22 protein-coding genes and 1 pseudogene are annotated in these 21,957 nt (G+C 67.1%); 7 read left to right on the top strand and 16 right to left on the bottom strand.

Annotated elements, in window-relative coordinates; all coding sequences use genetic code 11:
* Window positions 1–13: 13 nt before the first annotated feature.
* Together ABH933_RS32960 and ABH933_RS32955 are read left to right on the top strand one after the other, a co-directional pair.
* Entirely contained in the window at window positions 14–580 is a 567-nt protein-coding gene (locus tag ABH933_RS32960) for a TetR/AcrR family transcriptional regulator (RefSeq protein WP_429421600.1), read from the top strand.
* 39 nt (window positions 581–619) lie between these two features.
* On the top strand, window positions 620–1,549 hold the full coding sequence (locus ABH933_RS32955) for a LysR family transcriptional regulator (protein ID WP_429421598.1): 930 nt from the start codon (window positions 620–622) through the stop codon (window positions 1,547–1,549).
* Between the two features lie 125 nt (window positions 1,550–1,674).
* Here the strand turns inward: ABH933_RS32955 and ABH933_RS32950 are convergent, their stop codons facing one another.
* Complete coding sequence (locus ABH933_RS32950; protein ID WP_429421596.1) at window positions 1,675–2,400, bottom strand: SDR family oxidoreductase; 726 nt, start codon at window positions 2,398–2,400, stop codon at window positions 1,675–1,677.
* Between the two features lie 211 nt (window positions 2,401–2,611).
* Here ABH933_RS32950 and ABH933_RS32945 point away from each other — a divergent pair, with 211 nt between their 5' ends.
* The 3 genes from ABH933_RS32945 to ABH933_RS32935 are packed head-to-tail and all read left to right on the top strand — an operon-like array spanning window position 2,612 to window position 4,778.
* On the top strand, window positions 2,612–3,454 hold the full coding sequence (locus ABH933_RS32945; protein WP_429421594.1) for an NAD(P)H-binding protein: 843 nt from the start codon (window positions 2,612–2,614) through the stop codon (window positions 3,452–3,454).
* 14 nt (window positions 3,455–3,468) lie between these two features.
* Complete coding sequence (locus ABH933_RS32940; RefSeq protein ID WP_215915804.1) at window positions 3,469–3,906, top strand: organic hydroperoxide resistance protein; 438 nt, start codon at window positions 3,469–3,471, stop codon at window positions 3,904–3,906.
* A 20-nt stretch (window positions 3,907–3,926) separates the two neighbouring features.
* Window positions 3,927–4,778, top strand: coding sequence for an alpha/beta fold hydrolase (locus ABH933_RS32935; RefSeq protein ID WP_429421592.1), 852 nt, complete (start codon window positions 3,927–3,929; stop codon window positions 4,776–4,778).
* Here the strand turns inward: ABH933_RS32935 and ABH933_RS32930 are convergent.
* The 3 genes from ABH933_RS32930 to ABH933_RS32920 form a co-directional block, all read right to left on the bottom strand.
* The gene (locus ABH933_RS32930) at window positions 4,744–5,778 is read right to left on the bottom strand and encodes an NADP-dependent oxidoreductase (RefSeq protein ID WP_429421953.1); all 1,035 of its coding nucleotides are present in this window, start codon (window positions 5,776–5,778) and stop codon (window positions 4,744–4,746) included. The genes ABH933_RS32935 and ABH933_RS32930 overlap by 35 nt on opposite strands.
* Window positions 5,779–5,907: 129 nt before the next feature.
* Window positions 5,908–6,561 (bottom strand): hypothetical protein, encoded by a 654-nt coding sequence (locus ABH933_RS32925; RefSeq protein WP_429421590.1) that lies wholly within the window; start codon window positions 6,559–6,561, stop codon window positions 5,908–5,910.
* Between the two features lie 176 nt (window positions 6,562–6,737).
* Window positions 6,738–7,034: an SDR family oxidoreductase gene (locus ABH933_RS32920; protein WP_429421588.1), complete on the bottom strand. Its 297-nt coding sequence runs from the start codon at window positions 7,032–7,034 to the stop codon at window positions 6,738–6,740.
* 232 nt (window positions 7,035–7,266) lie between these two features.
* Between ABH933_RS32920 and ABH933_RS32915 the strand changes: the two genes are divergently transcribed.
* Window positions 7,267–8,292 (top strand): AraC family transcriptional regulator, encoded by a 1,026-nt coding sequence (locus ABH933_RS32915; RefSeq protein ID WP_429421586.1) that lies wholly within the window; start codon window positions 7,267–7,269, stop codon window positions 8,290–8,292.
* Between the two features lie 11 nt (window positions 8,293–8,303).
* Here the strand turns inward: ABH933_RS32915 and ABH933_RS32910 are convergent.
* The 11 genes and pseudogenes from ABH933_RS32910 to ABH933_RS32860 form a co-directional block, all read right to left on the bottom strand.
* Window positions 8,304–8,620: pseudogene (locus ABH933_RS32910) on the bottom strand (transposase family protein); the annotation flags it as partial.
* 67 nt (window positions 8,621–8,687) lie between these two features.
* Window positions 8,688–9,848 (bottom strand): FG-GAP repeat domain-containing protein, encoded by a 1,161-nt coding sequence (locus ABH933_RS32905; RefSeq protein WP_429421584.1) that lies wholly within the window; start codon window positions 9,846–9,848, stop codon window positions 8,688–8,690.
* Between the two features lie 387 nt (window positions 9,849–10,235).
* Entirely contained in the window at window positions 10,236–11,435 is a 1,200-nt protein-coding gene (locus ABH933_RS32900; RefSeq protein ID WP_429421582.1) for a vWA domain-containing protein, read from the bottom strand.
* Window positions 11,432–12,082 (bottom strand): SRPBCC family protein, encoded by a 651-nt coding sequence (locus ABH933_RS32895; RefSeq protein ID WP_429421580.1) that lies wholly within the window; start codon window positions 12,080–12,082, stop codon window positions 11,432–11,434. Before ABH933_RS32895 ends, ABH933_RS32900 begins: the two co-directional genes overlap by 4 nt.
* 13 nt (window positions 12,083–12,095) lie before the next feature.
* The gene (locus ABH933_RS32890) at window positions 12,096–12,983 is read right to left on the bottom strand and encodes an AAA family ATPase (protein ID WP_429421578.1); all 888 of its coding nucleotides are present in this window, start codon (window positions 12,981–12,983) and stop codon (window positions 12,096–12,098) included.
* Window positions 12,980–13,573: a nucleotidyltransferase family protein gene (locus tag ABH933_RS32885; RefSeq protein WP_429421576.1), complete on the bottom strand. Its 594-nt coding sequence runs from the start codon at window positions 13,571–13,573 to the stop codon at window positions 12,980–12,982. Before ABH933_RS32885 ends, ABH933_RS32890 begins: the two co-directional genes overlap by 4 nt.
* Window positions 13,570–14,463, bottom strand: a complete 894-nt coding sequence (locus tag ABH933_RS32880) for an XdhC family protein (RefSeq protein ID WP_429421574.1) — start codon at window positions 14,461–14,463, stop codon at window positions 13,570–13,572. Before ABH933_RS32880 ends, ABH933_RS32885 begins: the two co-directional genes overlap by 4 nt.
* A 26-nt stretch (window positions 14,464–14,489) precedes the next feature.
* The gene (locus ABH933_RS32875; RefSeq protein WP_429421572.1) at window positions 14,490–16,880 is read right to left on the bottom strand and encodes an aerobic carbon-monoxide dehydrogenase large subunit; all 2,391 of its coding nucleotides are present in this window, start codon (window positions 16,878–16,880) and stop codon (window positions 14,490–14,492) included.
* On the bottom strand, window positions 16,877–17,395 hold the full coding sequence (locus ABH933_RS32870) for a (2Fe-2S)-binding protein (protein ID WP_429421570.1): 519 nt from the start codon (window positions 17,393–17,395) through the stop codon (window positions 16,877–16,879). The genes ABH933_RS32875 and ABH933_RS32870 overlap by 4 nt, the downstream gene beginning before the upstream one ends.
* A 2-nt stretch (window positions 17,396–17,397) precedes the next feature.
* Window positions 17,398–18,288, bottom strand: coding sequence for an FAD binding domain-containing protein (locus ABH933_RS32865; RefSeq protein WP_429421569.1), 891 nt, complete (start codon window positions 18,286–18,288; stop codon window positions 17,398–17,400).
* Window positions 18,289–18,345: 57 nt separating this feature from the next.
* On the bottom strand, window positions 18,346–19,506 hold the full coding sequence (locus ABH933_RS32860; protein WP_429421567.1) for an XdhC family protein: 1,161 nt from the start codon (window positions 19,504–19,506) through the stop codon (window positions 18,346–18,348).
* Between the two features lie 64 nt (window positions 19,507–19,570).
* Here ABH933_RS32860 and ABH933_RS32855 point away from each other — a divergent pair, with 64 nt between their 5' ends.
* Entirely contained in the window at window positions 19,571–20,527 is a 957-nt protein-coding gene (locus ABH933_RS32855; RefSeq protein WP_429421565.1) for a LysR family transcriptional regulator, read from the top strand.
* 504 nt (window positions 20,528–21,031) lie between these two features.
* On the opposite strand, the gene ABH933_RS32850 is transcribed toward ABH933_RS32855, so the two are convergent.
* Entirely contained in the window at window positions 21,032–21,955 is a 924-nt protein-coding gene (locus tag ABH933_RS32850; RefSeq protein ID WP_429421564.1) for an NmrA family NAD(P)-binding protein, read from the bottom strand.
* Window positions 21,956–21,957 lie beyond the last annotated feature (2 nt).

The raw sequence follows: 21,957 nt of genomic DNA, 5'->3' as shown, positions 1-21,957 counted from the left end.
GCGGGCGAAGATCGTGAGTGCATCGATCGCGACGCTGGCCGAATTCGGCTATACCGGAACGTCGCTCACGAAGATCGCGGGTGCGGCGCAGCTCAGTAGCACGCGGCTGATCTCCTACCATTTCGGCGGTAAGGACGATCTCATGGCGGCGGTAGTGAACCAGATCGTCGACGCCGCAGCGGAATTCATGACGCCGCGGATCGCGGCGGAGGGCGGGCACTGGGCGCGGGTCGCCGCCTACATCACATCCAATCTGGAATTTCTGCATGCGCATCCGGATCAGTTGCGTGCACTGGTGGAGATCAGGAACTTCGCGCGGACCCCGGAAGGCGTGCCCTTGGTCGATGCGGTGTCCTCAGCGAACGCGGTGGCGGGGATGCACGCGCTGTTGCACGCGGGACAGGAGGCGGGGGAGTTCACATCGTTCGACACGCACGTCATGGCGGTGACGATTCGGGCCGCGATCGACGCGGCGGGCGTCCGGTACGCCACCGGACTGGAGAGTGAGCTCGGGCAGTACGCCGATCAGCTGGTCGAGTTGTTCGGTCGTGCCGTGCTCGCGGGCGTGACGCGCGGTTAGTTCGGCGCGACGACAGGGAGATTCGAAGCTGTGCTGGAGATGCGTGAGATCGAAGCGTTCGTGGCTGTTGCCGAGGAGCTTCATTTCGGCCGAGCGGCCGAGCGGCTGCATCGGTCGCCATCCAATATCAGTCAGGCGGTCCGGGCGCTGGAGCAGCGCGTGGGCGGTGTGCTGTTCCAGCGCACCAGCCGGACCGTGCGGCTGACGAGCGTCGGTGAACAACTGCTGGCCGAGTGGCGGCCGGCGCTGCGCAGCCTCTCGACCGGGCTGCTGGAGGCGCGGCGGTCCATCGGTACCGCTAACCGGCCGTTGCGAATCGGCTATCCGGCCAGCCTCCCGGAGAACATCCGGATCACACTGTCGCAGCGCTGCCCGCAGATGGGGTCCGGACGGCCGGTGGTGTGGCTGCGTGAAGGACTGAACGGCGTGTACCTGTGGAACGCGCAGTCCGAACACGACCTGGATGTCGCCACACTGTGGCTGCCACCGCAGCACAGCGCGATCGGCAACACCTATCTGCGGACCGGACCGCAGATCTGCCGGTCCGAAGCCGCGCTGCTGGTGTCGCTCGGGCACCCGCTTGCCGGTCGCGTCAGTGTGGACGTCGAAGAGCTCGCCGATCACTGCCTGGTGAATCCGGAAGTGGCGACCGCGATCCGAACCGAGTGGGTGCCCGAACGCACCCCGGCGGGCCGACCGATCACCCGTACCACCGTGACCACCCGCCATCTGGATCGGCTCTACGAGACCACGCTCGAGCGATCCGCCGCCCACCTGACGTTCCGGATGCTGTCGAAGTCCCCCGCGTGGGAGTCGATCCGGGGTCGAGCCACCCTGGTTCCGGTGACCGGGCTGCAGCCGTTCACGCTACGCACGGTATGGCCGGGAATCGAAACCGACGGCGCAACAACGAAGTTCGCGCAGCAGCTGGCATCGGCCGGACGTGATCTCAACGACGACAGCCGGTAGCGGGCGGGCCGGCGCACGGATGCGGTTCGGCGGCCGAGATATCGAGTTGCGGCAGGTTCGGTGGGGACGCGATTGAGGGGCGCTGAACCGACTGTCGCCCCGGCCGCGATGATCCCGGTCCGGGTTCAGACCAGCAGCTGACCGCCGTCGACCGATACCGTGGTCCCGGTGGCGAACCCGTTCTCCAACAGAAACAGGTAGGCGGCGGCGGCCTCCTCCGCGGTACCGATGCGCCCGACCGGCAGGCCCTCCCCCGCCCGCTCGAAGAACTCGTCGTCGTCGCTGGAAGTGAGGCCGCTGTGGGTCCACAGCGGGGTCCGCAGCACGCCCGGGCGCACCGCGTTCACTCGCACCGGCGCGAGTTCGACCGCGAGAGCGCGGGTGAGCCCCTCCACCGCGCTGGTGGCACTCGCCGCGACGGCCAGCCCTGGGGCCGGGCGTTGCGCGACGCCGCCCGAGGTCAGGACGATGGATCCGCAGGCGGACAGCTGCGGCGCAAGGTGTTTCACCACCGTGTACGCGCCCCAGAATCGGATGTCGAAGAATTCGCGCGCCTCGCCGACCGTCGCGTCCGCGACCCACTTGACCAGCAATCCGTCGCCGGCGGTGTAAACGAGATGGTCGAGCGTGCCGATCGCCGCAGCGAACGCGACTACCGCGGCCTCGTCGGTTACGTCGAGTTCGCGGGCATCGACGCTGTCGGGCAGCAGTTTTCGCGCCGCTGTCACCTTGCCGGGACTGCTGGAGGCGACGGTGACCCGGGCACCGCGTTCGGCAGCGCCCGCAGCCACCGCCAGGCCGATTCCCGACGTGCCGCCGATGACGAGGACGCGTTTGTCTACAAGGTTCATGGTCGAAATCGTGGCGCTCGCCGGCGACCCGGAACAAGCAGCAATCGCGGCCGGATCATTCGGCGCCACTGCATGATCCGCCGCTTTGGCGCGGCAGGCGGCGATCGTGCGGTGTGGCTGCACGATGCGAGCTCGATCGACGCTTGAACCGCCGAGCGCGAGGCCGGAAGCTGATGAGCGACAGGGCTCTACGACAGACGAGGAGATGGCGATGTACTTGGTGACCGGCGCCGCCGGCAATGTCGGGGCCGAGGTCGTGCGTGCGCTACGCGCCGGTGACCACCCGGTTCGCGCCGTGGTGCGCGATCCCGGCGCGGCGAATCTGCCGGCCGGAACCGAGATCGTTACCGCTGATCTCGATGTAGCCGAGACGCTGCTGCCGCTACTGGACGGGGTGGACGGCATATTCCTACTGCCGGGCTACAAGGGCGCGGCGGGCTTGCTGGCCGCGGCGGCGCGCGCGGGAGTCGCGCGGGTGGTGCAGCTTTCGGGCGGGTCGGCGGGGTCGTGGGACAGAAGTAATGCGGTGACGGCGATGATGGCAGCCGCCGAGGATCTGGTGACGGAATCCGGATTGCCGGCGACCGTGCTGCGGCCGGCATCATTCATGTCCAACACCTTCCGGTGGCTGCCACAGTTGCGGGCGGGCGACGAACTGCGATTGCAGTTCGCCGGCGTCCGCACGGCGGTCATCGATCCGGCGGATATCGGCGCGGTCGCGGCGGTCGCACTGGTCAGCGATGCGCACGTCGGCCGGATCTACACATTGACCGGGCCACAGCCGTTGAACGCGATCGAACAGGTCGAGATCCTCGCCGCCGAGCTCACACGGCCGCTGCGCGTCATCGCGCTCAGCGACGACGAGAGCTACGCGGAGATGCTGACCCAGATGCCTGCCGCCTACGCCGACGCGTTCATGGACTTCTACGCACACGGCTCACTCGACGAATCCGCAGTGCTGTCGACCGTTTCCGACCTCACCGGCCGCACGCCCGGTGACTACACGAGCTGGGTGCGCGCCAACAAGGCCGCCCTCACCGCGATTGCGAACTGATCCAGGAGCTCTCGATGCCCGACAAGATTCTGTACACCGCTGTCGCCGACGCCACCGGCGACGGTCGCAACGGCCACGTGACCACCGACGACGGCCTGCTCGACCTGGATCTTGCGATTCAGCGCGAACTCGGCGGCACCGGTGGCCGCACCAACCCCGAGCAGCTCTTCGCGGCGGGATACGCTGCGTGCTTCCACAATTCGCTGCGAGTAGTCGCCCGCCGCGCCAAGGCCGACGTCAGTGGTTCCGCGGTGACCGCACGGGTAGGCATCGGCCCGGAGGACACCGGATACGGCCTGGCCGTGACGCTGCGCATCCACCTGCCCGGCGTCGAGCCTTCGCAGGCAACCGAATTGGTCGAGGCCGCCCATCAGGTCTGCCCGTACTCCCGCGCGACGCGGGGCAATCTCGACGTCGAACTGCAGCTCGCGCCTGCGGGCGTCGACGCCTGACCTCTTTAGGACATACACAAATGACCGAATTCCTGAACATCACCGGCGGCACCCTCGCCTACGACGTCACCGGCACCGGGCCGCTGATCGTGCTGTCACACGGCATGGGCACCCACCGCCGGACCTACCGGCACCTGGTCCCCCTGCTCGTCTCCGCCGGATACCGCGTCGCCAACCTCGACATGCGCGGACACGGCGAATCGAGCATGAACTGGACCTCACACGACGGCAGCACCGGCATCACGCAGACCGACGTCGCGGGCGACATCCTCGACCTGATCCGCCACCTGGGCGGGCCCGCGGTCATCGTGGGCAACTCGCTGTCCGGCGGGTCGGCCACCATCGCCGCCGCCACCGCACCCGAACTGGTCACCGCCATCGTCGAGATCGGCCCGTTCACCCGCATCCAGAGCTTCGCGACCGGGGCGTTCTTCACCACCGCGCGCTACCGCAAGGGCCTGGTGCGGCTGGCCGGCACCGCGCTCCTGAAGAGCCTGCCCATCTGGATGAGCTACCAGAACATCGCCGCGCCGATCAAGCCCGCCGACTACGCCGAGGCCATGGCCGGCCTGAAGGCCAAGCTGAGCGAACCCGGCCGCTTTGCCGAATTCATGAAGACCGGCAAGGCCGTCCCCGCCGAATCCGCCCCGAAGCTGGCCGACGTCGAGTGCCCAGCCCTGATCATCATGGGCACCGCCGAACCCGACTTCGCCGACCCGAAAGCCGAGGCCGAGGCCATTGTCGCGGAGCTACGGCCCGGGCTGGGCCACATCGGCCTGGTGGAAGGCTCTGGGCACTACCCACAGGCCGACTCCGCCGAGCGGGTCGCCGAACTGATCACCGAGTTCCTGAGCGGCCACGTACGTCTCTGAAATCTGGAAGTGGGCCAACCTGACGGTCGCATTCGCCACGGAGCTGGTCGCATTCGGTGCACTCGCACTGTGGGGTTGGCACTGCGGCGACGACGGTCTTCTTCGGCTGGTGCCGACCGCCGGCCTCCCCCAAAGCTGAACACGAACTGACGATCCGGCTTCCCACAGCTTTGGCGTCCGCGTGGGCCAAATGTTGCGCGACCGCATTCAACGCCTGCGGGTCGGGGCCGACGTAGACATACCCGGCGCGGACCTGTTGTGCCTCGAGCTGAGCACGGTGCTCGGGTTGCTCTCCCTTCAGGGTGACAACAATTCCCCCAGGGCGGACCGCGTTCACCAGATCGAGGAAGTCGGCGCCGCCGCGGGAATCGACTACGACATCCACCTTCGACACCAGCTCGCTGATTGGTCCCAAGCTATAGTCGACCACCTGGTCCGCACCGAGGTCGATAAGAAAGTCACGGTTGCGTGCCGAGGCGGTGGCGATCACTTCTGCACCAGTCGAATGCGCCAATTGGGTAGCGATGTGTCCGACACCGCCCGCGGCTCCGTGGATCAGCACTCGCTGTCCCGCCCGCAGATCGGCGTGGCGGAACAATGCCTGCCAGGCAGTGATCGCAGGCATCGGTGCACCTGCGGCGTGACGATGGTCAATGACACTCGGCTTGAGTGCCACATCTGTGACCGGCGCGGCGACATACTCGGCATAACAGCTCGCCAGCGCGGGGAAGCTCAGCATCCCAAACACGTCGTCTCCTTCCCGTACGCCCGTCACACCTGACCCGCGGGCCACTACCGTGCCAGACATATCCCAGCCGAGGATCGCAGGGAAGCCAGACACCCGCACTCCTAGACCGGCGCGAGTCAGCCAATCAATGGCGTTGACGCCTGCGGCTCGAACCCGCACCAGGACCTGCCCCGCGGATGGCTCCGGCACGGCCACCTCTGCCGCCCGAAGTACCCCGGGCGGCCCGAACCGTTCGACCACTACGGCGCGCATTCTTGTCATCTGGATATTCCCTTCGCATCATTGCTACGAATCGCGACCGGCACGGCTGCTTCTACCTGTACATGACCAAGTTTTCGCCGATTGTCGCGTAAACCGACTCACCGCTGCGGACGCCGGGCGCTACCCGCCATCCCGAGCAACCGGTGCGCGATCGGAGCCTCGCAACCTGTCTGCGGCCCTGTAGCGGCGGTCCTGATACCGGTAGAAGACGCCCATGAGCACTGCGGACAGCACAACTCCCGCGGGAACAGCGACTGCGAGATCAATACCGAACAGTCTCACCAGCAGCAGGACAATTCCGGCTCCCGCCACGATGCTGTTGATCGCGGCGACCATGCTGGCGGTGGTGAATAGACCGACCAACGGGCTTCTTGCCACCGCCAATGACGCCAAGGCTTGTCCGGTTTCGTCCTCCGCATCGCCCCAGGACTGGAAGAACTGGGCTGCCTCCCGCGAAAGGGTTCGGTAGCGAGCCCTGATCCGAGCTATGCCCGCCAAATAGACGACGTTCTGAATTCCGGTGTCGACCAGCCGAACGACGGTGAGTACGCCGAGCAGCAGGAGCGCCGGAATCACGGCGGCCGCAAACGCGGGAAAGATGTGAGGTGACTGGGCAGCAAATCCCATGGCCACCAGCGAACTCGACAGCGACGATAGATACAGTGTTGCGCGCCCCGAAGCCTCGCTGACGGTTGTGCTGGCGGCGGATTGCAGCACGAAATGCTCGGTTACCAAGGCGTTCATCAACGCAGGCGCGATCGGCTCATCCGCCATGGTTCACCGCCACATCTTCGGGGGCGGCGTTGCCTGGTGATCCACGGTATCTCCTTTGATTGGCAAATCTGTGTTCCTGGCCGGAGACGGCTTACGCATGCCTTCCTGCCAGGGCTACGACAGCGTCTCGAGCCGGGTGCGTCCGAGTGCGGCTTATGGGGCGTGCGGTCGAGCGATCACACGAGGAGGGTGCCGCCGTCGGCGGTGAGGACGGTGCCCGTGGTGAAGTGGCTATCGATGAGATACGCATAGGCGGAGGCGATTTCGTCGGGATCGGCGATGCGTGCGGCGGGGATTCGGCCGGAGAAGTCGTCGTAGACGGCCTGCGGATCGGCCAACCTGCGACGGTTGGCAATGTCGCCCAGCGGGACAAGTAGCGCGATCCCGGCTGTGTAGCCGAGCTGTCCGACCGTGACGATCACCGAGGCGGTGCCGCTGCCGACGTGGAATACCGAGGCGATGGTGGTCAGCAAAGCCCGCGGCCGCCGCGAACAGCAGCACGATTCCGCGGGAAAGACCCCCGTCCGGAGTCAGCGTCCCTCGACCTTGCTGCATGCCTCGAGCTGTGGTGATTGTGCTCATCGATCCCGCACCTTCCCGTGCCCGAGTGGAACGCGAGCAACGTTAGGTTCGCCGGGACCGCGATTGAATAGCTGATACGCTCGCATTTCTGTCCCAACGTCTTTGGTATGCGGTGAGGTAGCGATGGATGTATTCAGCGACGCCCTCACCGCGCTGCGAACCGGTACGCCGGTGTTCACCCGCACCGACGCTCGCGCACCGTGGAGCATGCGATTCCCCGCGGTCTCCGGCGCCAGTTTCCACGTGGTCCTGCACGGCAGTTGCTTGCTCGTCCCGCCCGAAGGCGGCGCTTCGGTCCGGCTCGATACCGGCGACATCGTGTTCTTGCGACAGGGCAGCGGGCACACGCTCTGCAGCGATCATGTCCTCACGCCGGCTGTGTTCGCCCAGGATCGGATCGATCACAGCTCCTACATCCGTCAGTTGCTGATCGACGGCAAGACGGTAGACCGGCGAGTGGCCGTCGAAGCGCAAGGGGACCAGCCCGTCGTGGGTTGCGGTCTGTACAGAGACGGGCCGGGTGAACGGACTGTCCTTGCATGCGGGGCTTACAAACTCGACATAACCCGGCAGCACCCGCTGCTAGCGGGGATGCCCGAGGTGATCCATCTGCCTGCCGCGGCCCAGCAGTCCGCACTCCGTATCGCCGTCGGCCAGCTGACCAGCGAGATGGACGATCCGGGCCCCGGCAGTGACAGCATCGTCGCGGCCCTGATCGACTTGCTCCTGCTGCTGATCATGCGAGCCTGGTATCAGGGCATGACAGCGGATCGCGCGAAAGGCTGGGCTGCCGCGGTCACCGACCCTGTTATCGCGCCCGCGCTGCGCGCCATCCACGCCGACCCTGGCCATCCGTGGACCGTCGAGGAACTCAGCCGTGCGTCCGGTCTGTCGCGCGCCGCGTTCGCCAAGCGGTTCACCGCTGTGCTCGGGGAGCCGCCGCTCGGCTATCTCACCAGTTGGCGGATGACCGCGGCGGGCAGGCTGCTGCGCGAAACCGATGCCCCGTTGGCTACGGTGGCCGAACGCGCCGGATACAGCTCGGAATTCGCCTTCGCGAAGGCATTCAAACGCGAATACGGTGTCGCGCCTGGCAGTTACCGGCGCGCGTCCCGCAGTGGGCTGGCCGACGTGCAACTCTCCGGGTAGCCACACGCCCAAGTCGCCAACCATGCCACGGTGTCGTCGAAGGCGCGGGTATGCCCAGTCCCATGCCGAGCCCAGGGCACCGCGGCCACCACGACCCCATGCTCACCGCATCTGACCCTGGGTGCATCCGACTCGACGAACGCCCGCACAGCTCCCAGATCCAAGGCACGCCATCGACGCCGCCCCGCCCGGGGTCGTATCGCGGGCACCGCCGCGAACACACCCCGCACCGATCGCGGCCACGCCGCCGGACCCGCACCGCGGCAACCAACACCCGCTCGGCCTCATCGAATTCGACTGTCCTCCGGAAACGACACGATCGCCGCAACCTCCCACATCGGGAGTGTTGCAGCGATCGCGTGAACCCGCGCAGACCGGGAGCCTGCCGAGGTCGGTCAGGCCGCGTAGTTGGTGGGGGGACCGAACGTGCCGTCACCGTTGCCGTAGCGCAGGGTGATGTTCCCCGAGCCGGTATTGCCGATGACGAGATCCAACTTTCCGTCGCCGTTGAAGTCGGCGAGAATCGGGGTGGACAGGGGGACGAGCCCGCCGGAGGGGTAGGTGTGGGGCGGGCCGAAGGTGCCGTTCCCGGTCCCCAGCAGGACGCTGATACTGGAGCTGCCGCCATTGGCGACCACCATGTCGAGCTTGCCGTCGCCGTTGAGGTCGCCCAGATCGAAGCACTGCGGGAGCAGGCCGCCCGTCGAGTATGCCGTGGCCGGTCCGAAGGTGCCGTCCCCCTTATTGATGAGTGTGGACACGGTGCCGGCGGCGAGGTTGGAAAAGAGGATGTCGGGCTTGCCGTCGCCGTTGATATCGTGCGCCTTGCCGTACCAGGCGGTCAGGGCGCCCTCGCTGAACGTCGTCGGCGCGGCGAAGGTGCCGTCACCGCGGCCGCGGTAGATCTGAATGGTGCTGTTGGCGTAGTTGCCGCGGAGCAGGTCGAGGTTGCCGTCCCGATCGAAGTCCGCGGCGTCGGCGGACCCGGAGCCGACGCCAAGGTTGCTGGGGTAGTTGACCGCCTTGGCGAAGGTGCCGTCACCCTTGCCCAGGAGTACCGACATCGACGGGGCCTGATTGGAGGTGGCGAGATCGGGGATGCCATCGTGGTTGAAGTCGCCGACGACCACCGCCCCGGGGGCGAGGTCGGTCGGGTAGTTGACGGCCTTGGCGAAGGTACCGTCACCGTTGCCCATCAGAATGGAGACGTCGTTCGAGGTGAAATTGGTCACGGCCAGGTCAAGCTTGCCGTCGTGGTTGAAATCCGCGATTGCGACGTAATCCGCTTGACCACCGGTGGCGTAGCGGACGGCGGGCTGGAAGCCCCCGCCGGGCTTACCCAGGAAAACCGACACGCCGAGCCCGAGAACGAAGTCGCTGAATACGACGTCCGGGATGCCGTCGCCGTTAAGGTCGGCGACCGCAGGAACCGCAGGGCCCGGGGCGGTGAGCGCATTGGCGGATGCCGGGGTGCTCGTCAAGGTGGGTCCGGCCAGCACGGTGCCCGCTAGCGCAAGAGAGGCGAGAAGGCTGATGAAGAGCCTGGTATATGACACGAATTCTCCCGATTTGTCCGAGATTGGACCCCGACTCTCCCAGAACCTAACGTTCACCAGGCCACGGTAATTACGGCGTATTCCCAACCTTGGGAGGAAAACCGACCGGCCTGTAGCCAAACGAGCGGCAGCGGCGGCTGGTCCTGGCCAGCGAGGCAAAGTCGCTGGGACGACGCCGAGTGGGCGCTGCTGGAGCCGCTGCTGCCGCTACCAGGCAACATCGCTGGTCGCGGCGGCCGGCCGGAGAAGTGGCCACGCCGGCTGATTCTCATGCTGTGTTCTACCTGGTGCGCGGTGGGATCGCCTGGGTGCAGTTGCCGCACGATTTCCCGCCCGCGAAAACCGTGTACGACATCTATCGGCGGCCGGTTTGCAGGAGGCTAGCCATCAGGTGACACTCGCCGATGCCAGAGCCTGCATGAGAGCGTGTATGCCAGCCAGCGTATGCGCGGGCATCATGATGTCGCAGTATGGCAGGGCTGCCGCCATCGCACCGGTGGCCGGCTGGAATCGGGAGTCGCCCGCACGGGGATTGAGCCAGATGACGCGCCAAGCCCGGCGTCGGATCCGGGCCATCGCGCGGGCGAGGACATCGGGGGCGTCGCTGTCCCAGCCGTCCGATGCGATGACAACGACGGCGCCGCGCACCGCGTTGCCGGACGGAGTTGCGAGCAGCGTGCCGAGGCACCGGCCGATATGCGTGCCGCCGTAGCGGTCGACCACCTTGTCGTTGGCCCGGGCCACCGCGACATCCGGGAAACGGTGCGCCAGCACCGAGGTCAGCCTGGTCAGCGAGGTGGAGAAGACGAACACCTCGGGTCGATCGGGCGAACGGCGCGCCGTCGCGGCCCGCATCAGGTGCAGGTAGATCGTCGAATACGGCTGCATCGATCGGCTGACGTCGCAGATCATGACGATTCGGCGCGGGCGGCGCCGGGGACGAGTGCGGACCAGCACCGCCGACTCCCAGCCGGTGCGACGGGAGTTGTTCATCGTCGCCCGGAAGTCGATCCGCTTGCCGTGCGGATGGTTCGCGTAGCGCCTGCTGCGGCGCTGCGGCCACAGCGCCGATGCCTGTTCCAGCCAGCCGCCGACCGTCCGCAGGTCGTCCGGATCGAAGCGGGCGAACGGCTCGGCTTCCCGTGCAGCGAACCGGCTCGGCAGCAGGTCCGGCAGCGCCATGCCCCGGTCGGTCGATCGGTCGGCACCAGTCGCTGATTGCAGTGTCGCCCACGGGACTTCACCGCCTTGCCGGGACTGCCCCCGACCGCCCGTGCCCGGCGCCGACGCGCGTTCGGGCGGCAGTCCGTGCGTTCGGCTCGGCGGGTCCACACCCAGCACCGCGTCGGCGAACACCGTCGCGAAGACCGCGTCGAAGGCGGCGAGATCCTGCATGCGATCGACGAGCGTGAGTCGCGCAGCCCAGTAGAGTTCGGTGCGCGACCGCGGCACCATGCAACGCAAGGCCTGCACGAACAACGCGGGCCCGCTCGGCGCCACCGCAACGCCGCCACGCCGCAGCCGCGCGACCATCGCAACAGCGAATGCGGCCAGATCGACACCGCGCAGCAGCACCGCTCGTGTCATCGCTTCCCGCGTATCCGCCTGCGTACCAGGACAATCGCGAGCACGGTCGCCAGCCCGACCGCGATCGCGGGCGCATACCTCTTGATCATCGCGGGCCCGACGAGATCGACGAGGTCGAGCGGTGCCGCCGCGGGTTGTGCAACCGTTTGCGGCCGTGCCGCTCCGCTATCCGGCCCGGCCACCGGCTCCGTAGCGCCCGAATCGCCCACTGCGAGTTTGGATTCCAAGGAGGCGACGAATTGTCCGATCAGTTTCTCGGACACCTGCTGCAGCATCCCGCTGCCGAACTGGGCGAGCTTACCGACGATCTTGAGGTCGGTCTCCACGGTGACGCGGGTCTTGTCGCCGTCTTCGCGCAGTTGCGTGGTGATGGTCGCCGCTGCGTTTCCGGATCCGCGTGAATCCCGGCCGCTGCCGTTGATGACGGCGCGATGGTCGTGTTCGTCGCGCTCGACGAAATGTGCCTTCCCGGTGAATTCGCTGGTCACCGGGCCGACTTTGACCCTCAGTTTGCCGAGGAAGTCGTCTCCCTCCCAGCCGACCATTTGTGCGCCGGGCATGAGTGGGACCACCTGTTCGAGGTCGGTCAGCACCTCCCATGCCTGCTCAACGGGTGCGTTGACGGTGAACTCGTTGGCGATCTTCATCGGAGTATTCCTCTCATCCGGTAGCCAGGCTTCGGGTGTATTCGACGAATGCCTCGTGGACGGTGGCGCGGTCGTCGGGGGTCTTCGCCAGTGCGCTGAACGCGGCGACCGCCTCCGGCGCGGTGAGATCGGCGACGTCGAGCGTCACCAGCGCGGCGATCCAGTCGATGGTCTCGGCGACGCCGGGCGGCTTGTCGAGATCGAGATCGCGAGCGCGGCCCACGAATTGGGTGGCGTGCTCGATCAGCGCGTCGGTGGCCCCGGGCACGGTGCGTCGCACGATCGCCACCGCGCGAGCCGGTTCCGGGTAGTCGATCCAGTGGTAGAGGCAGCGCCGCCGCAGCGCGTCGTGCAGGTCGCGACTGCGGTTCGAGGTCAGCACCGCGAGCGGCGGGTGTTCGGTGACAAAGGTCCCGAGTTCGGGAACGGTCACCGTGGCCTCACCGAGGAATTCGAGCAGCAGCGCTTCGAATTCGTCCTCGGCACGGTCGATTTCGTCGATCAGCAGCACCGGGGGCGTCGGGCCGCGATATCGCACACAGCGCAGGATCGGGCGGTCGACCAGATATGCCTCGGTGAACAGGTCGGCTTCGGTGAGGTCGGCGCCGCGCGCCTCGGCGAGCCGGATGCTGAGCAGCTGACGCTGGTAGTTCCAGTCGTACAGCGCTTCACTCACGGTGAGGCCCTCGTAGCACTGCAGGCGGATCAGCGGTGCACCCAGCACGGTGGCCAGGGTCTTCGCCGCCGTCGTCTTGCCCACTCCCGGTTCACCTTCCAGCAGCAGTGGCCGGCCCAACGTGGTGGCCAGGTAGAAGGCGGCGGCGGTTCCGGTATCGAGCAGGTAGTCGTCGGCGTCGAATCGCCGCACCACGTCCTCGATATCGTCGAACGGCGACATCATGGCGACGTCGCGGCGCGCAGGCGCTGGTAGTCGTCCCAGGTGTCGACGTCCAAGGGCACCGGTGCGTCGACGTCGAGTTGCGACACCGGGACGCGGCCCGACTCGATGATCTTCCACACGGCCTTGTCGCCGTGCAATCGCGCCAACTCGCCGAATATGCTGCGCCTGAGCCAAAATGGATGCCCGATACCGTCGTGGTACCGGCAGACCGTGATCGCGGCGGACGTTCCCTCGGCGATCAGCCGCTCGACGGTCGCCGCCGGCAGACCCGGTTGATCACCGAGCATCAGCACGATTCCGGCGGCCCGAGGATGCACCAGGTTCAGGGCTGAACGCAACGACGACGAACAGCCCGAACCGAAGTCTTCGGCCAGGACGACCTCCACCCCCGTGAGATCGACCTGCTGGGCCACCGCCGCCGCCGCGCCGCCGAGCGTGACGATGATCTGATCGAACGCGCAGGACCGCACCATGTCGAGGGTGGCGCCGAGAACCGTCGTATTCCGGTACGGCAGTAGCTGTTTCGCCGTGCCGAGACGCTGTGAGGTTCCCGCCGCGAGCACCACTCCGGTGACGACCCCGTTCGTCATGAGCCTGTCCTCGTCGCTGCAAAGGAGGTGCGGCAGCCGGAGCTGCAGAACCAGTGGTCGACACCGTCGACCGCGAGATGCGGTGTGTCCGGCCCGACGGCCACGGTCATGCCGCACACCGGATCGAGCACCTCGATCGCGACATTCGCCGTGCGGGGCGTGACGGCCAAGCCACCTTTACGGATCGCCTGGATCACTTCCGCGACAATCGAGACCGCTATCTCCGCGGACGTCCTGGCGCCGATCGGCAAACCCACCGGGGTGCGGACACGAGCCCGCTCGGCGTCGGTCAATTCGAGTTCGTCGAGGATCGACGCGCCCCGAATCGTGCTGGCCACCAACCCGATGTACCCCACACCCGCGTCGAGCGCGACACGGATCATCTCGGCCTCCGGGCCACCGTGGCTGGCGATCACCACCACCGTCGTATCGGCCAGCGAATCCAGCGAGCCGGCTTCGGCCACACTGCGCCGCACCCCGAAACCCACCAGTTCGCACATGTCGGCCAAGGCATCCGCGATGGGTGTCGCGCCGCAGATGCGCACCAGCGGCGCCGGAATCTGCGGCTCCAGGAAGATCTCCAGCGCGCCGCCGGACAGACAGGGATTCACCACCACCGCCGCGCCGGGCGCCTCGGGAAAATGCAGATCGCCGTCGGGCAGTACGCGCAGCAGGACACTCTCGTGCGACTGCAGGGCACCCAGCGCCGCCTTGCGGACCGAGTTCTGGGCGCACTGGCCGCCGACGAATCCTTCGATCGTCCCGTCCTGCAACAGGATCGCCTCGTCCCCGGCGTGGGCCGAGGTCGGCTGCTGGGCGCGCACGACGGTCGCGTGCACGAACGGGGTCCGGGTGCGGACCAGCTCCTCTGCACGCTCGTTTATCTTCATCGGTGACCCCATCGCTCGGACCCCACTCAGATGGGCGGTGTGGCCCGGCCCTGCATCGCGTCCCACACCCGCGACGGCGTCAACGGCATGTCGGCGTGCCGAACCCCGAACGGCGCCAGCGCATCCACCACCGCGTTGACCACCGCCGCAGGCGATCCGACCGTGGCCGATTCGCCGATGCCCTTCGCGCCGATCGGATGATGCGGCGACGGCGTGACCGTGTACCCGGTCTCGAAATGCGGAACCTCGAGCGCCGTCGGGATGAGGTAGTCCATCAGGGATCCGCCGAGGCAGTTGCCGTCCTCGTCGAAGGCCATGATCTCCATCAGCGCCATGCCGATACCGTCGGTGATACCGCCGTGCACCTGCCCCTCGATGATCATCGGATTGATCCGGGTGCCGCAGTCGTCGACGGCGAGGAAGCGCCGCACCTTCACCACGGCCGTCCCCGGGTCGATGTCGACGACGCAGAAGTACGCACCGTAGGGGAAGGTGAGATTCTCCGGGTTGTAACAGATCTGCGCGTCGAGTCCGCCCTCGATCCCCTCGGGCAGATCACCGGCGCCGTGTGCTCGCATCGCGATCTGCTGGATCGTCACCGCCGCGGACGGATCGCCCTTGACGTGGAACGAGCCCTTCTCCCACTCGAGGTCGGCGACGGATACCTCGAGCATGCCCGACGCGATGATTCGCGCCTTATCGCGCACCTTCCGCGCCACCAGTGCGGCAGCGGCGCCCGAGACCGGTGTCGACCGGCTGCCGTAGGTGCCCAGGCCGAACGGAGTCTGATCGGTATCGCCGTGCACCACGTCGATGTCGTCCGGCGGAATGCCGAGTTCTTCGGCGACGATCTGGGCGAACGTCGTCTCGTGCCCCTGCCCCTGAGTCTGAACCGCTATGCGCACAACGGCTTTGCCGGTCGGATGGACGCGCAGCTCGCACCCGTCGGCCATCCCGAGTCCGAGGATATCCATATCCTTGCGCGGGCCCGCGCCGACCGCCTCGGTGAAGAAGGACATCCCGATGCCCATCAACTCGCCGCGGGCGCGCCTGTCCCGCTGTTCTTTGCGCAAGGCGTCGTAGCCGATCATGTCCATCGCCAGACGCATGGTCTTCTCGTAATCGCCGGAGTCGTAGACCCAGCCGGTCTTGCTGGTGTACGGGAACTGTTCGGCGCGAAGGAGATTCCGCAGCCGCAGCTCGGCCGGATCCATCTTCAGTTCGTAGGCGAGGCAATCCACCAACCGCTCGACGAAGTAGACGGCCTCGGTGATCCGGAACGAGCACGCGTAGGCGACGCCGCCGGGGGCCTTGTTCGTATAGACCGCGGTCATCTTGCAGTAGGCGGCCTCGATGTCGTAGCTACCGGTGAAGACGCCGAAGAAGCCGGCCGGATACTTCAACGGCGCGGCCGTGCCGTTGAAGGCGCCGTGATCGGCGAGCACAGTCGACCGGATGGCCAGGATCTTGCCGTCGGCAGTGGCGGCGATCTCGCCGACCATGATGTAGTCGCGGGCGAACCCGGTGCTGGTGAGGTTCTCGCTGCGGTCCTCCATCCACTTCACCGGCTTGCCCAGCAACAGCGACCCGACGATGGCACAGACGTATCCCGGATAGATGGGCACCTTGTTGCCGAAGCCGCCGCCGATATCGGGAGAGATCACCCGGATCTTGTGCTCGGGCAGCCCGGCCACCAACGCGTAGAGCGTGCGGTGGACATGCGGCGCCTGACTCGTCGACCACAGCGTGAGCTTGCCCGTCACGGGATCGAGATCGGCCACGGCACCGCAGGTTTCCATCGGGGCGGGATGCACTCGCGGATAGACGATCTCCTGCTCGACGACGACATCGGCGCGCGCGAACACCGCCTCGGTCGCGGCGGCATCGCCGGTCTCCCAGTCGAAGCAGTGGTTGTCCCGCTTGCCGTCGAGATCGTCGCGGATCACCGGTGTATCGGGCGCCAGTGCGGTCCGGGCGTCGATCACCGGATCGAGCATCTCGTACTCGACATTGATGAGCTCCAACGCATCACGCGCGGAGTAACGATCCTCGGCGACGACGAAGGCCACCTCCTGGCCCTGGAATCGGACCTTGTCCGTCGCCAGCACCGCCTGCACATCGTTGGACAGCGTCGGCATCCAGGCCAGTCCCTTCGCCGCGAGGTCCGCACCGGTGACGACTGCCTTGACCTTCGGATGTGCCTGTGCCGCAGAGACATCGACGCTCACGATCCGCGCGTGCGCGAACGGGGAACGCAGTATCGCCATATGCAGCATGCCGGGCAGCTGCACGTCGTCGACGTAGTTGCCGCGCCCGCGAATGAACCGCGGATCCTCTTTGCGGAGCATCCTGCCGTGACCGCACGGCTTGCGGTCGTTGTCGACTCGGTCTTCGGGCCGGGGCTCGACGGCGGTCATGACGTGCTCCCTACCGGCGTCGGCGTGGCCGCGGGCTCGGGCTCCATCGCTTCGCCTCGTTGCTTCGCCGCGGCCCACTGGATCGACCGCACGATGGTCGTGTATCCGGTGCAGCGGCAGATCTGGCCCGAGATCGCCTCCCGAATGGTCTGCTCGTCGGGATTCGGATTGCGGTCGAGCAGGGCGCGGGCGGTGATCATCATTCCGGGCGTGCAGAAGCCGCACTGCAATCCGTGACACTGCATGAACCCCTCCTGCACGGGATCGAGCCGGCCGTCCACCTCGAGCCCCTCGACAGTGCGCACCGCGTGGCCGCCGGCCATGACGGCCAGCATCGTGCACGACTTCACCGGTTCGCCGTCGACCTCCACCACGCAGGTGCCACAGTTGCTGGTGTCACACCCCCAGTGGGTTCCGGTGAGCCGCAACTGATCTCGCAGGAAATGCACGAGCAGAGTGCGGGGCTCGACCTCCGCGGTCACCGGCTCGCCGTTGACGGTCATATTCACCTGCATGGCTAATTCCCTTCCAGCGCAGATTCATTCAGTACGCGCTCGACTGCCGTGCGCAGCACGCGAATCGTCAGCTCGGACGCGAGATGGCGCTTGTAGTCCGCGCTGCCGCGCGCATCGGAGACAGGTGAGCATGCTGCGCTCGCGCGGCGGCCCACCTCGGAGAAGACCTCCTCCGTAGGCGGCTCACCGAGAAGTACCTCCACCGCGGAGGCGAGCGCCGCCGGATCGGGGTTGACCGCCGTCAGACCGATCCGCGCGGCCGCGATCGTGTCGCCGCGCAGGGTCACCGTTGCGCCGGCCGCCGTGATCGCCCAGTCGCCGACCCGGCGCTCCACCTTCGCGTACGCGCTCGAGGTCCGATGCCGCAGGGGAATCCGGATCTCGATCAGGAGTTCGTTGTGCGACATGGCGGTTTCGTACGGACCGACCAGGAAGTCGTCCATCGCGATCCCCCGGTCGCCGGACGGTCCACGCACCAGGCAGGTGGCGCCCAGGACGGTGCAGACCGTGGTGAGATCTTCGGCGGGATCGGCCTGGCACAGCGAGCCGCCGATCGTGCCGCGGTTGCGCACGACCGGGTCGGCGATCACCCGCTCGGCGTCACGGAAGATCGGGCACACCGCGGCGAGATCGTCGGACTCGAGTACGTGCCGATGCCGGACCATCGCACCGATTCGCACCAGCGTCGGATCGGTGACGATGTAACCCAGTTCAGCCGCCAGGTCGTTGATGTCGATGAGATATTCCGGATTGGCCAGACGCAGCTTCATCATCGGCAGCAGGCTGTGGCCGCCCGCGACGATGCTCGCCTCCTCCCCGAGTCGGTCGAGTAGTCCGATGGCGTGATCCACGCCCGTTGCGCGCTCGTATTCGAATGGCCCAGGAACTTGCATGTGATCGACCTCACATCAGCGGGAATAGGCCCAGCCTCTTCCTGCCCGATGCGACCGTCAAGACCGATTTAAGGAATCACTTAATTCGCTGTTCGCGCCCGTTGTGTGGTGAATCCGGCCGCCGGTTTGGGCCAGTGAGCGGCCGTGTCCGCCCCAGCGTCGTGCGATGATCTCGGCCGCGATGGACACCGCCGTCTCTTCCGGTGTCCGGCCGCCCAGATCCAGCCCGATCGGGCTGGCGAGCCGGGCGAGTTGCTCGTCGGTGAGACCCGCCTGTCGCAGACGGGTCAGCCGCTCGTCGTGCGTGCGGCGCGACCCCATGGCGCCGACATAGCCGATCTCCGGCGCGCGCAGGGCCACCTCGAGCAGTGGAACGTCGAACTTGGGATCGTGGGTCAGCACGCAGACGACGGTCTGCGAATCGATCGCGCCGGCCGCGATCTGCGCGGCCAGGTAGCGGTGCGGCCAGTCGACGACGACCTCGTCGGCGGTCGGAAACCGGGCGGAGGTGGCGAAGACCGGCCGCGCATCGCACACCGTCACCCGGTACCCGAGGAACGAGCCCTGCTGTGCGAGGGCGGCTGCGAAATCGATCGCCCCGAACACCAGCATCCGCGGCTGCCGGGCATAGCTGGCGACGAAAACCGCCATGCCCTCACCGCGGCGCTGCCCGTCCGGCCCGTAGGACAGCACCTCGCTACGGCCTGCCGCGAGCAGCCCGCGTGCGTCATCGATCACCGCATCGTCGGCCCGCTCCGACCCGAGGGTGCCGTGCGCGGTGCCCGGCCGGATCAGCAGCCGGCGCCCTATCCGAGCGGCGTCGGGGTGCTCGATGACGGTCGCGATCGCGACCGGCCGGTCAGCAGCGATCTCTGCGGCGACCTCGCCGAGTTCCGGAAACGTTTCCCGCGAGATCGCCTCGACGAAGATGTCGATGATGCCGCCGCAGGTGAGACCGACGGCGAATGCATCGTCGTCGGAGATGCCGAACCGCTCCAGCACCGGACGACCGGTCCGGATGACGTCGGTGGCGAGTTCGTAGACCGCGCCTTCGACGCAGCCACCGGAGACCGAACCGCCAACCGTCCCGTCCGAGGCGACGACCATGGCCGCGCCGGGCGGTCGCGGCGCCGAACGGAAGGTCCACACGACCGTCGCGACCCCAGCCGTGCCCCCGGCGTTCCAGGTTGTCATCAGATCCGTGAGCACGTCCTGCATGGTGCGTCCTCCGGGCGCGATGCGGCTGTAGGCACTGCGTCCACCTCCAAACTAGACTCGAATTGTGACGCCCGCCCAGCTTCGGGCCTACTCGACCGTGGTTCGGCTCGGCTCCGTCCACGCGGCGGCCAGCGAGCTGGGGATGTCCGACGCCGGTGTCTCGATGCACATCGCCCAGTTGCGCAGGGAACTCGACGACCCACTGTTCAGCCGCGCGGCATCGGGTCTGGCCTTCACGCCCGGCGGGCTGCGCTTGGCCAGCCGGGCGATCGAGATTCTTGGACTGCAGCGCCAGACCGCCATCGAGGTGAGCGAGGCGGCGCACGGTCGGCGGCTACTGCGCATCGCGGCATCGAGCGCGTTCGCCGAACATGCCGCGCCCGGCCTCATCGACCTGTTCGCGGCGCGGGCGAAGGATCTGTCGGTGGAGCTGAGTGTGCATCCCACCAGTCAGTTCCGGAGCCTGATCGAGACCCGGGCGGTGGATATCGCGTTGGGGCCCGGGCAGGACGGCGCCGACACGACCATCACCGCACGGCCGTTCCTGAAGTATCAGATCATTTCGGTCGCGCGCCCCGACAGCCCGCTGGCCGACATCGCACCGCATCCCGCGCTGCTGCGGGAACAGCAGTGGATGCTGGGCCCCAGTGCCGGCAGTGTCGACGGGCACATCGCGACGATGCTGCGCGAGTTGGCCATTCCCGAGTCGCACCAACGGATCTTCCAGAGCGATGCGGCCGCCCTCGAAGAGGTCCGCCGTGTCGGGGGCATCACCCTGACGATCGGCTTCGCCGTCTCGTCCGACCTCGCGACACATCGGCTGAGCCACATCAAGGGACCCGGCCTTCAGGTATCCGATGAGTGGTGCGCAACGACCCTACCGCCAGACACCCGCCCGCCCGCGGTGTCGGAACTGCTGCGTTTCATCATTACCCCACGATGCATCCAGGCGATGATCCGCGGGTCCGGCGTGGGCGTCGCCCGGTTCCGCCCGAAAGTGCATGTGACGCTGTGGAGTTGACCACGGACTACGTCCATCGTGGCGCCACCGGGGTGGACGGTGAGGGGGTTCTGTCGAGTCCGGGCGATCCGTACGCTGTCGGCTGCTGCGCCCCGAAGAGCTGCGACTCGAAGTGGTGGCAACCGTCCGGCGGGGAGTCACGGCGGTGGGACAGCACGTGCTCGAGGTGCCGGCGTGCCGCCACCTATCTCAGGACAGTCGGAGCTCAGTCCGTCCGGACTCCCCGCGCCACCGCAACAACCGATTTCGCGAGTACATGGGTAACTCGACTTTCACGGTTTCGGACGAACGGGCGTTCGACGACGCGCGCCATGCGCTCAGCGACCACTGTGCAGATCTAGCCTGAATGCCCTGACCGATGCGAGGTGTCCGCGCTGCGGTCGGCCGTTCGGACAGGCACCGTCGACAATGTCGCGAGTCGTCAGGTACGAGCTGCCGAATCTAATACAACGACCTATTGCGGAATGGGTTTCGCCTGTACGAATCAGGCAGGCCGATTCTTAGCTAAGCGAGTTGGTCGAGCAGCTCGGATCGGTGCGACTGCGCCCACTGCGCGAAGTGGATCGGTTGGCGGCCGAGCAGGTCGGTCACGGTGCTGGTGACGACGGCGGAGTAGTCCATGCGGCCGTCGTAGGTTTGCTGCAGCCAGTTCAGCGCGCTGGCTGCGTAGGCGGCGTCATATTGGGAGGGGACAGCGACATGCCCGGCGCCGACGAGATTGCGGAGCTCCTGGGGGGTGAGGACCACAGCCGGTATCTCCCGATCCAGTGCGGAGGACAGGATTGCCGCGACTTCGACGGCGTTGAGGAGGTCCGTGGACAGGAAGTAGTTGCGGCCGGCGTGGACCTTGGGGCCTTCGGCGAGGACCTTGGCGGCGACCGCGGCGATGTCGTCGGCGGCGACCCAGCCGACCGGTTTGTCACCGGCTCCCCACACGAAGGCGCCGTTCTGCAACCGATTGACAGTCAGCAGGTTCTCCATGAACACGTGCGGGTGCACATTGGCCCAGGCGAGGGAACTGCCGCTGATGTAGCGCTCAACCAGCTCGTGCCAGGCGAAGTGCGGGTCGGTGGAGCGGCCGTTGCCGAACACACCCAGGTGGACGATGAAGTTGACCCCAGCGTCTTCGGCAGCGTCGACCAGCGTTTTGCTCTGCTCGTTCATCGCTGATGTGTAACCCGCCGAGAGAAACACTCGGTCGATGCCCTCGAGGGCGGCAGGGAACGTCTCCGGGTCGTCCAGATCGAGGAAGACGGCGCGCATACCTTGCTGTTCCCACTTCTCGACTGTCTTGCGATTACGGGAGGCCCGGACCGCGATAACTTCACCGTGAGTGCCATCGAGCGCCGTGGCCACGGCACCGCCTATGTTGCCGCTTGCGCCCGTCACCAGAACCCGAGGCGGCTCGTTCTCAGCTGGCGTCGGCATCG

Origin of the sequence: Nocardia sp. GP40 (genome assembly GCF_050434125.1) — a bacterium.
Lineage (GTDB): Bacteria > Actinomycetota > Actinomycetes > Mycobacteriales > Mycobacteriaceae > Nocardia > Nocardia albiluteola.
Note: the sequence above shows the minus strand (reverse complement) of the source record. Positions and strands in the feature narration are given on the sequence as shown.

Bases quoted from the DNA above. Each gene is read 5' to 3' on its own strand.
- ABH933_RS32955 (WP_429421598.1), top strand. From the start codon at position 620: ATGCGTGAGATCGAAGCGTTCGTGGCTGTTGCCGAGGAGCTTCATTTC.
- ABH933_RS32950 (WP_429421596.1), bottom strand. From the start codon at position 2,400: ATGAACCTTGTAGACAAACGCGTCCTCGTCATCGGCGGCACGTCGGGA.
- ABH933_RS32945 (WP_429421594.1), top strand. From the start codon at position 2,612: ATGTACTTGGTGACCGGCGCCGCCGGCAATGTCGGGGCCGAGGTCGTG.
- ABH933_RS32940 (WP_215915804.1), top strand. From the start codon at position 3,469: ATGCCCGACAAGATTCTGTACACCGCTGTCGCCGACGCCACCGGCGAC.
- ABH933_RS32935 (WP_429421592.1), top strand. From the start codon at position 3,927: ATGACCGAATTCCTGAACATCACCGGCGGCACCCTCGCCTACGACGTC.
- ABH933_RS32930 (WP_429421953.1), bottom strand. From the start codon at position 5,778: ATGCGCGCCGTAGTGGTCGAACGGTTCGGGCCGCCCGGGGTACTTCGG.
- ABH933_RS32925 (WP_429421590.1), bottom strand. From the start codon at position 6,561: ATGGCGGATGAGCCGATCGCGCCTGCGTTGATGAACGCCTTGGTAACC.
- ABH933_RS32915 (WP_429421586.1), top strand. From the start codon at position 7,267: ATGGATGTATTCAGCGACGCCCTCACCGCGCTGCGAACCGGTACGCCG.
- ABH933_RS32900 (WP_429421582.1), bottom strand. From the start codon at position 11,435: ATGACACGAGCGGTGCTGCTGCGCGGTGTCGATCTGGCCGCATTCGCT.
- ABH933_RS32895 (WP_429421580.1), bottom strand. From the start codon at position 12,082: ATGAAGATCGCCAACGAGTTCACCGTCAACGCACCCGTTGAGCAGGCA.
- ABH933_RS32890 (WP_429421578.1), bottom strand. From the start codon at position 12,983: ATGATGTCGCCGTTCGACGATATCGAGGACGTGGTGCGGCGATTCGAC.
- ABH933_RS32885 (WP_429421576.1), bottom strand. From the start codon at position 13,573: ATGACGAACGGGGTCGTCACCGGAGTGGTGCTCGCGGCGGGAACCTCA.
- ABH933_RS32880 (WP_429421574.1), bottom strand. From the start codon at position 14,463: ATGAAGATAAACGAGCGTGCAGAGGAGCTGGTCCGCACCCGGACCCCG.
- ABH933_RS32875 (WP_429421572.1), bottom strand. From the start codon at position 16,880: ATGACCGCCGTCGAGCCCCGGCCCGAAGACCGAGTCGACAACGACCGC.
- ABH933_RS32870 (WP_429421570.1), bottom strand. From the start codon at position 17,395: ATGCAGGTGAATATGACCGTCAACGGCGAGCCGGTGACCGCGGAGGTC.
- ABH933_RS32865 (WP_429421569.1), bottom strand. From the start codon at position 18,288: ATGCAAGTTCCTGGGCCATTCGAATACGAGCGCGCAACGGGCGTGGAT.
- ABH933_RS32860 (WP_429421567.1), bottom strand. From the start codon at position 19,506: ATGCAGGACGTGCTCACGGATCTGATGACAACCTGGAACGCCGGGGGC.
- ABH933_RS32850 (WP_429421564.1), bottom strand. From the start codon at position 21,955: ATGCCGACGCCAGCTGAGAACGAGCCGCCTCGGGTTCTGGTGACGGGC.